We start from the raw sequence: 7,822 nt of genomic DNA, 5'->3' as shown, positions 1-7,822 counted from the left end.
GGCGCCGAGCCGCGCCATCGTCTCGCGCAGCGCGGCGCGCTGGGCCTCGGGGCGCTCCAGCACGCGCAGCAGCCCCCGCCCGATCACCTCGGGCTGGCAGTGCTTGCCGATGAACTCGGGCACGCTGCGGGTTTCGCTCACGAGGTTCACGAGCGTCACTGTGTCGGTGAGCAGCATCCGCCCGATGATCTGGCGCGAAATCCAGCCCATGTCATAGGCGATCACCATCGGCGTATCCGCCGCCGCCAGTTCGAGCGAGACGGTCCCCGAGGCTGCGAGCGCCACGTCGGCGGCGCGGAAGGCGGCGCGCTTTTCGGCGCCGTCCGTATCCCGCCCCGGATCAATCAGCAGCGGGGCCGCGGACCAGTGCCGGGTTTCGGCGCGGACCAGATCCACCACCGGCGCGGCGCAGGGCAGCACGACGCGCGCCTCGGGCAGCGCCGCCTGCACCCGCGCCAGCGCTCCGCCGAAGGTCTCCGACAGGCGCTGCACCTCGCCCCTGCGCGACCCGGGAAGGGCCAGCACGAGCGGCGCGTCGCCGATGCCGTGGCGCTCGCGAAAGGCGCGGGCCTCCTTCTCGGTGGCCTGCGGATCGGTGACGACCGGGTGGCCGACGAAATCGCACGCCATCCCGGCGGCTTCCATGTAGGGCGGCTCGAAGGGCAGGAGCGCCAGCACCTGATCGATGCTGCGCGCCATCTTGGCCGCGCGCCCGGGCCGCCAGGCCCAGACGCTGGGGGCCACGTAATGCACGCAGCGCACCGGCGCGCCGGCCTCTTTCACCCGCCGCGCCACGCGCAGGCAGAAATCTGGGCTGTCGATGGTCAGCAGGATGTCGGGTCTGGTCTCGATCACGGCGCGGGCCGTCTCGTCGATCCGGCGCATGAGCTGGCGATAGCGCGGCAGCACCTCGGCAATGCCCATGACCGACAGCTCCTCCATGGGAAAGCGGCTTTTGAGCCCCTCGTCGGTCATGCGCGGGCCGCCGATGCCGTCGAAACTCACGCCAGGATCGAGCTGCTTCAGCCCGGCCATCACCGCCCGGCCGAGCCGGTCGCCCGAAGGCTCTCCCGCGATCACGAAAAGCTTCACGGACGCACCACGAGGGCGATGCCGTGCCGGTCGGCGGCGGCGATGGTGGCGGCCCGGTCGAGCACCATGACGCCGCCCGCCTCGATCACGATGGCCGAAAGACCGGCCCGCGCCGCGCCCTCGACCGTGCCCGGCCCGATCACCGGAAGATCGGCCCGCCGATCCTGTCCGGGCTTGGGCGCCTTGTAGAGCAGCCCGCCCACCGCCTCTCCGCCCATGAGGCTTCTCAGCATCCAGTCGGTGCCCGGCAGCGCCTCGACGGCGATGCAGAGCCCGCCGCGCGTAACGCAGGCCTGCCCGACATCGGCGGCGGCCAGGCGGCGGTGAACCGCGACCGCGCGGATCGCATCCGGCTCCAGCCCGTCGGGGAAAACGGTCGCGCCGAGCGGCCCGGCCCCGGGCAGCAGCTCGGGCGCGATCTCGTGGGCGGCGCGCAGGGCGAAGCCCTGCTCTTCGAGCAGCGCCATGACGGCGCGCAGCGTCGCGTCGTCGCCCTGCCCCATGGCCGCCACGAGACGCGGCACCAGCGGGGCGGTGGCGGTGTCAATGGCGGCGGGGTCGATCGCGGGCCGGGTCATGGCGCCGGCAAGGCAGATCTCGGTGACGCCGCGCGCGCGCAGGTCGGCCAGGAGCGTGCCCAGCGTCTCGATCCGGTAGCCGATCCGGGCGCAGCCTTCGGGCGCTTCGACCGGCACGCCGGCCATCTCGCAGACCAGCGCCTCGGGCCGATGCGCGAGGATGGCACCGGGCAGCGCGCCGGTTCCGGCGAGAAGCGCCAGCACCGCCTCAGCCCTGCGGCGTGAGGAACTGGCGGTCGCTCTGGGCAGAGACGAACTCCGACAGCTCGCGCACGAGGTCGCTTTCGGTAGTCTTCAACCCCTCGGCGCGCTCGTGGAACGTGCCCTCGCCATCCTTGAGCGCGCGGAACGCAGCGCGCAGCGCCGAGATTTCCTCGCGCGCCGTACCGCGCCGCTTCAGCCCCACGAGGTTCAGCCCGTCGAGCCGCCCGCGCGGGCCCTGCACGAGGCCGAAGGGGATGACGTCGTTGGTCACCATGGTCACCGCGCCGATGATCGCACCGCGCCCGATGCGCACCCATTGGTGGATGCCGCAAAGCCCGCCGACGATCACGTCGTCGCCGATCACGCAATGGCCCGCGACGCTGGCGTGGTTCACGAGGATCACCCGATCGCCCACGCGCACGTCATGCGCCACGTGGCAGCCCGCCATCAGCAGGCAATCGTCGCCCACCCGCGTCTCGCCCCCGCCGCCCTGCGTGCCGGTGTTGATCGTCACATGCTCGCGGATGCGGTTGCGCGCGCCGATCCTGAGCCGCGTGCGCTCGCCGTCGAACTTCAGATCCTGCGGGATCTCGCCGATCACCGAAAAGGAGAAGACCACCGTCTGCGCGCCGATCTCGGTATCGCCGGTGACGACGACGTGGCTTCTGAGCTCCACGCCGTCCTGCAGCACCACCTCTGGCCCGACATGGCAAAACGGGCCGATCCGGCAGCCCGCGCCGATCCGCGCGCCCTCCTCGATCACCGCCGATGGGTGGATCTCGCTCATCAGCTTTGCAGGTCCATCATGGCGGTGAACTCGGCCTCGGCGGCCATCTCGCCATCGACGGTGGCCACGCCCTTGAACTTCCAGACCTTGCCGCCCGGCTTGCCGCGCGTGGTCTCGACCTTCATCAGGAGCTGGTCGCCGGGGACGACCTTGCGGCGGAACTTGGTCGCGTCGATGCCCATGAAATAGATCAGCATGTTGCCGTCCACGAGGTTCATCGTCGTGCCGACCATGACGGCCGCCGTCTGCGCCATCGCCTCGATGATGGTGACGCCGGGCATGATCGGGTTGCCGGGGAAATGCCCCTGGAAATGCGGCTCGTTCATCGTGACGTTCTTGATGCCCGTCGCGGTCGAGGTGCCGTCGATGTCGACCACGCGGTCGACGAGCAGGAACGGGTAGCGATGCGGCAGGATGCGCTGGATCAGCTGGATGTCGGCGCTGGTCGGCGTGCCGGTCTCGGGGGTGTCGGTCATGTCTGGGGTCCTTCCCGGCTTGGGCGCGTGTTCCGGCCTGAGTAGCAAGCGCGGCCCGAGGCGGCAAGACGTGCGGCCCGGCGCTAGCGCTCCGGCGCGGTGTCGGTCCCGGGCGTTTCGACCGCATCGGCCTCTGGCGCCAGGTCCGAGCCGTCGCCGATCTCTGCGTCGATCGCCGCGATCGCGGCCTCCGTCACGTCGACCGCCCCGGTCGACAGGAACACCGCCCGCCGATCGAGGATCACCGCGGCGCCGCGCGCCATCATCACCTCGCCCAGCGTCGGGCCGATGGCGGCAAGGAAGCGCTCGCGCCCGGCGGAGGCCTCCTGTTGCAGTGCCCGCTCCTTGGCGTCGCGCTCGCGGCGGATCTGCTGCACCTTCGCATCGAAGGCCTCCGCCTCCTCGCGGAACGCCACCGGGTCCATCCCGGGGCGGCGGCGGGTCAGCGCCTGCTCCTCTGCGGTCAGCTCCGCCTCGATGCGCCGGTTCTCCTCGATCAGCGCCTCGGTCTCGGCCTGCAGCATCTCGGCGAGACGAAGACCGAACAGGCTTTCGGCAAAGAGCCTTTCGGTGTCGAGAACGACGATGCCGCCGACAGCCCCGATTTCGGTCTCGGCCTGGGTCTCGGTTGCGCGCGGCGCCGGATCGCGCACCTCCGGCTGCGCCGCGGTCTGCGCCGCGGCCGGAACCGCGAGGCAGACCGAGAGGGCGCAGAGCGCCCGTCCGACCGCGCGCCCGCGCATCAAAAGCGCGAGGAAATGGTCAGGTCGAAGCCGCGCGTCTCGTCCTTCTCCTCGGCCTGCAGGGCTTCGGTGAAGTTGAAGCGCAGCGGCCCGAGCGGCGTGACCCAGAACACCGAGGCGCCGATCACCGCGCGCGGGGTGAACTCATCGTAGAGCACGAGATCGGGATCGCGACCGCGCAGGTCGCCCACCTCCCAGACCGAGCCGTAATCGACGAAGGCACCGCCCGAGATGCCGTAATCCTCGGGCAGGCCGAGCGGGAACTCGGCCTCGAGCCGGGTCACGGCGTATTTGTTGCCGCCGAGCGCATCCCCGGTCACGTCGTCGCGCGGGCCGATGCCGCCGGGCTCGAAGCCGCGCATGATCCGGCTGCCCATGAAGAAGCGGTCGGTGACGCGGGTGGTGCCGTCGGAATGATTGAGCATCCCGCCCTCGACCGTGGCGCGCAGCAGCACCTCGTCGCCCCAGACACGGGTCTCCGCGGTGGCAAGGGCGGTCGTCTTGATGAAGGATTCATCGCCGACGCCGAACTCCTGCCCGAAGCGCAGCAACACGCCGGTGGTGGGATCGAGCCCCGAGCGGCGCGTGTCGTAGCTGTAGGCGTAGCCCAGCGAATTGGTCCAGACGCCGGCCTCGGCCTGCTCGGCGATGATGATCGGGCTGGCATTCGCTGCATCGACATCGGTGATGTCGGTGTATTCGGCGGCGAAATAGGTCTGCAACCGGCCGTTCGCGCTCACCGGGAAGGTGAAGGAGGGCGAGATGCGGAAGGTGTCGGTGTCGTAGAGCGCCGAATCATTGTCGGTCGAGCGGTAATCCACCCCGAAGCCGAAGCGCAGGTCACGGCCCAGGAAGGCCGGTTCGGCGAAGTCGAAGGAGACGACGCGGTTGTTCTGGCTGGTCGACAGATCGAGGCTGAAGAGCTGGCCTCGGCCGAGGAAGTTGCGCTCCGAGAAGCCTGCGACGAGGCCGAAGCCATTGTCGGTCGAGTAATTGCCGCCGAAGGAGAGCGAGCCGGTGGGCTGCTCCTCGACATCGACGTCGATCACCACCGAACCGGGGGTGGTGCCCGGCCGGGCATTGACCTGCGCGTCGGAGAAATAGCCCAGGGCGCGGATGCGCTCGGCGCTCTCGCGGATGGCGCGGGGGTTGAAGGCGTCGCCCTCGACGGTATTGAACTGCTGCCGCACCACGCGGTCGAGCGTGGTGGAGTTGCCCTCGATGTCGATCCGCTCGACGAAGATGCGCTCGCCGCGGCTGAGCACATAGGTCACGTCGAGCGACAGATCGCGCGGGTTGCGCTCGATCTTCGGCTCCACCCGCAGGAAATCCACGCCGTCACGAATCGCGATGCGCTCCATGCGGGTGATGTCGTTCTCGAGATCGGTGGGGGAGAAGTAATCGCCTTCTTCGATGCGCACCGCTGCGTCGAACCGGCTCGGATCGAGGCCGGGGATCTCGCTGGCCACCTTGACGCCGCCGATCGAGAAACGCTGCCCCTCGCGGATGTTGAAGGTCAGAAGATAGGCGTCGCGCGCGCGGGTCAGCTCCGCATCGACATCAAGGATCTCGAAGTCGACATAGCCGCGCGAGCGGTAGAAATCGGTGAGCATCTGCCGGTCGAGCGCGATGCGGTCGGCGACGAAGGTGTCGCTCTTGATGATCTGGCGCAGAAGGCCGGCCTGCCGCGTGCCGAGCACGCCGCGCAGCCGCCGGTCCGAAAAGGCGCGGTTGCCCGTGAACGAGATCCGCTCGATCTCGGTCACGCCGCCCTCGGCGATCTGGTAGACGAGATCGACCCGGTTGTCTGAGCGTTCGATCAGGGCCGGGCGGACGCTGGCGCTGATCCGGCCGCGCGCGGCATAGGCCGCGGCAATGGCATTGGCGTCGGCCTGCGCCTCGCTCGGGTTGTAGACGCGCCGCTCGGTCGCCGAGATCAGCGCCGCAAGCTCGCTGTCGTCGACCTTGGCATTGCCTTCGAAGCCGATGCGGTTGATCGTCGGGTATTCGGTCACGGCGATGGTCAGGCGCCCGCCTTCGGGCCGGATCTCGACCTCCTGGAACAGGCCGGATTCGCGGATCCGCTGCCCGGCGTCGTTGAGCGCCGCGGCGCTCAACGTCTCGCCGCGCGAGATGCCGGCATAGGTCAGGATGGTGCCGGTCTCGATCCGACGGTTGCCCTCGACGGACACCTCGTCAAAGCGGAATTCCTGTGCCAGCGCCGGCGCCACGGCGCTGATCGCGGCGACCAGGGCGGCCACGCTCGCGGCGCCAGTCAACTTGCGCGCCAAGGCGCCCCTGCTTCGAGCCGTCATCGTCACCATCCCTGCCACACGTCGTTTCTTGGTCTAGGGAAGTATCGGGACGCGGCGGCCTTGTCAAAAGCTACGACCCGGCGAGATGGGCCGAGACCGCCAGTGCGCAGATGATGGCCGAGGGGATCAGCGCCCAGTCGAGGGACTGCATCAGCATCAGCCGCAGTTCGACCCCGGGCTTCGATGACGGCATGACAGCGCTCCTTTTCGCGACAATCGGATGCCTTGCATCGTGGCATCCGATTCTGGCGCAAATCCGGCATCGCAAAGGCGCCGGAGCGGCCTCAGGGGCACAGGAACAGGTCGTTGAGCACGGCGAAGACCGTCATCGTCAGGATCAGCGACAGCCCCAGCGCCATCAGCACGCGCAGCGCCTTGTCGCTCGGCTGGCGGCCGGTGACCGCCTCGTAGCCGAAGAAGACGAGATGCCCGCCGTCGAGCACCGGGATCGGAAAGAGATTGAGCAGGCCCACCGCCGTCGACAGCACCGCGACGAACCAGATGAAGCTGGCGGCGCCCTGCTCGGCCATCGCGCCCGAGGTCTGGGCGATGCCCACCGGGCCCGACAGGTTGCACGAGGAAATCGCGCCGGTGAGCATCGCGCCCAGCCCCGAGATCGAGGAGGTGATGATCCGCCAGACCTGGCCCGCCGCATCGGCCAGCGCCGTGCCGAGCCCCGGCGTCTCGGTCGCCGCCTCGAAGAACAGCCCCGAGGAGATGCCTAAGAGCCAGCGCGTCTCGAAGCCGCCCTCCTCGCGCGGCAGATCGACCCGCCGCGGGGTGAGCGTGAGATCGCGGGTCGTGCCGTCGCGCCAGATGGTCAGGTCGAGCGGGCGGCCATTCGAGGCGGTGACGGTCTCGATCAGCTGCGCGAAGGCAAAGACCTCCTGCCCGTCGAGCGAGGTGATCACGTCGCCAGCCCGCAGTCCCGCCGATGCGGCCGCGGAGCGTGGCGAGACGGCGCCCACGATGGGCGGCTGCGGATAGGGGCCGCGCAGCAGCATCTCGCGCCCGTCGCGGCGGATTCGGTAATCGAGCACCGGCTCGGCCGGATAACCTTCGGCCACGCGGCCCAGCCCGCCCTCGCCCGGCAATTCGGCGCCGCCGATGGCGAGGATTTCATCGCCCACGCGCAGCTCGTTGACGTAGCCCGGCGGCAGCGGCAGCATCCGCTCCACGGTGAGCGGGTCGGCGGGGCGGCCCTGGGTCAGGATCACCGCCGTGAAGATCAGGATCGACAGCACGAAGTTGAACACCGGCCCCGCCGCCACCGTCGCCGCCCGCGCCCAGAGCGGCGCACCGAGCATGGTGTGGCGCAGCTGCGCGGGGTCCGTGCCCGCCGCCTGCCCGACCGAGGCCGCGTTGGCATCGCCCATGAACTTCACGTAGCCGCCGAAGGGCAAGGCCGCGATCTGCCATAGCGTGCCATGCCTGTCGCGGCGCGAGACGAGCACCGGGCCGAAGCCGAGGCTGAACACCTCCGCCTTGATGCCCGACCAGCGCCCGACGATGTAATGGCCGTATTCGTGGATCGCCACGATCACCGAAAGCGCCACCACGAAGGCGGCGAGGGTGAAGGCGACGTTGCCGAACTGCGGCAGGATCTGGGTCGGGTCCAAGGGGGCGT

General features: G+C 69.8%; 8 protein-coding genes. All 8 read right to left on the bottom strand.

Annotation, left to right across the window (positions count from 1 at the left end):
- A partial coding sequence (lpxB, locus tag NHG85_RS14125) for a lipid-A-disaccharide synthase (RefSeq protein ID WP_253333445.1) occupies nt 1-1,092 on the bottom strand: 1,092 nt, incomplete at its 3' end.
- On the bottom strand, nt 1,089-1,874 hold the full coding sequence (locus NHG85_RS14120; RefSeq protein ID WP_253333443.1) for an LpxI family protein: 786 nt from the start codon (nt 1,872-1,874) through the stop codon (nt 1,089-1,091). The genes lpxB and NHG85_RS14120, both read right to left, overlap by 4 nt.
- Nucleotides 1,875-1,878: 4 nt before the next feature.
- On the bottom strand, nt 1,879-2,661 hold the full coding sequence (lpxA, locus tag NHG85_RS14115) for an acyl-ACP--UDP-N-acetylglucosamine O-acyltransferase (RefSeq protein ID WP_253333441.1): 783 nt from the start codon (nt 2,659-2,661) through the stop codon (nt 1,879-1,881).
- A complete protein-coding gene (fabZ, locus tag NHG85_RS14110; protein WP_253333439.1) occupies nt 2,661-3,137 on the bottom strand; it encodes a 3-hydroxyacyl-ACP dehydratase FabZ in 477 nt (158 codons plus the stop codon). Before fabZ ends, lpxA begins: the two co-directional genes overlap by 1 nt.
- A gap of 83 nt (nt 3,138-3,220) precedes the next feature.
- Nucleotides 3,221-3,880: an OmpH/Skp family outer membrane protein gene (locus tag NHG85_RS14105; protein WP_253333437.1), complete on the bottom strand. Its 660-nt coding sequence runs from the start codon at nt 3,878-3,880 to the stop codon at nt 3,221-3,223.
- Complete coding sequence (gene bamA / locus NHG85_RS14100; RefSeq protein ID WP_502213722.1) at nt 3,880-6,204, bottom strand: outer membrane protein assembly factor BamA; 2,325 nt, start codon at nt 6,202-6,204, stop codon at nt 3,880-3,882. The genes NHG85_RS14105 and bamA overlap by 1 nt, the downstream gene beginning before the upstream one ends.
- Nucleotides 6,205-6,265: 61 nt before the next feature.
- Nucleotides 6,266-6,388, bottom strand: coding sequence for a hypothetical protein (locus NHG85_RS19730; RefSeq protein ID WP_256500423.1), 123 nt, complete (start codon nt 6,386-6,388; stop codon nt 6,266-6,268).
- A gap of 91 nt (nt 6,389-6,479) precedes the next feature.
- Nucleotides 6,480-7,814, bottom strand: a complete 1,335-nt coding sequence (gene rseP, locus NHG85_RS14095) for an RIP metalloprotease RseP (RefSeq protein WP_253333433.1) — start codon at nt 7,812-7,814, stop codon at nt 6,480-6,482.
- Nucleotides 7,815-7,822 lie beyond the last annotated feature (8 nt).

The organism is Limimaricola litoreus, assembly GCF_024159025.1.
GTDB classification, from domain to species: Bacteria; Pseudomonadota; Alphaproteobacteria; order Rhodobacterales; family Rhodobacteraceae; genus Limimaricola; species Limimaricola litoreus.
The sequence above is the reverse complement of the archived record's forward strand: the minus strand, read 5'-3'. Positions and strand labels throughout refer to the sequence as shown.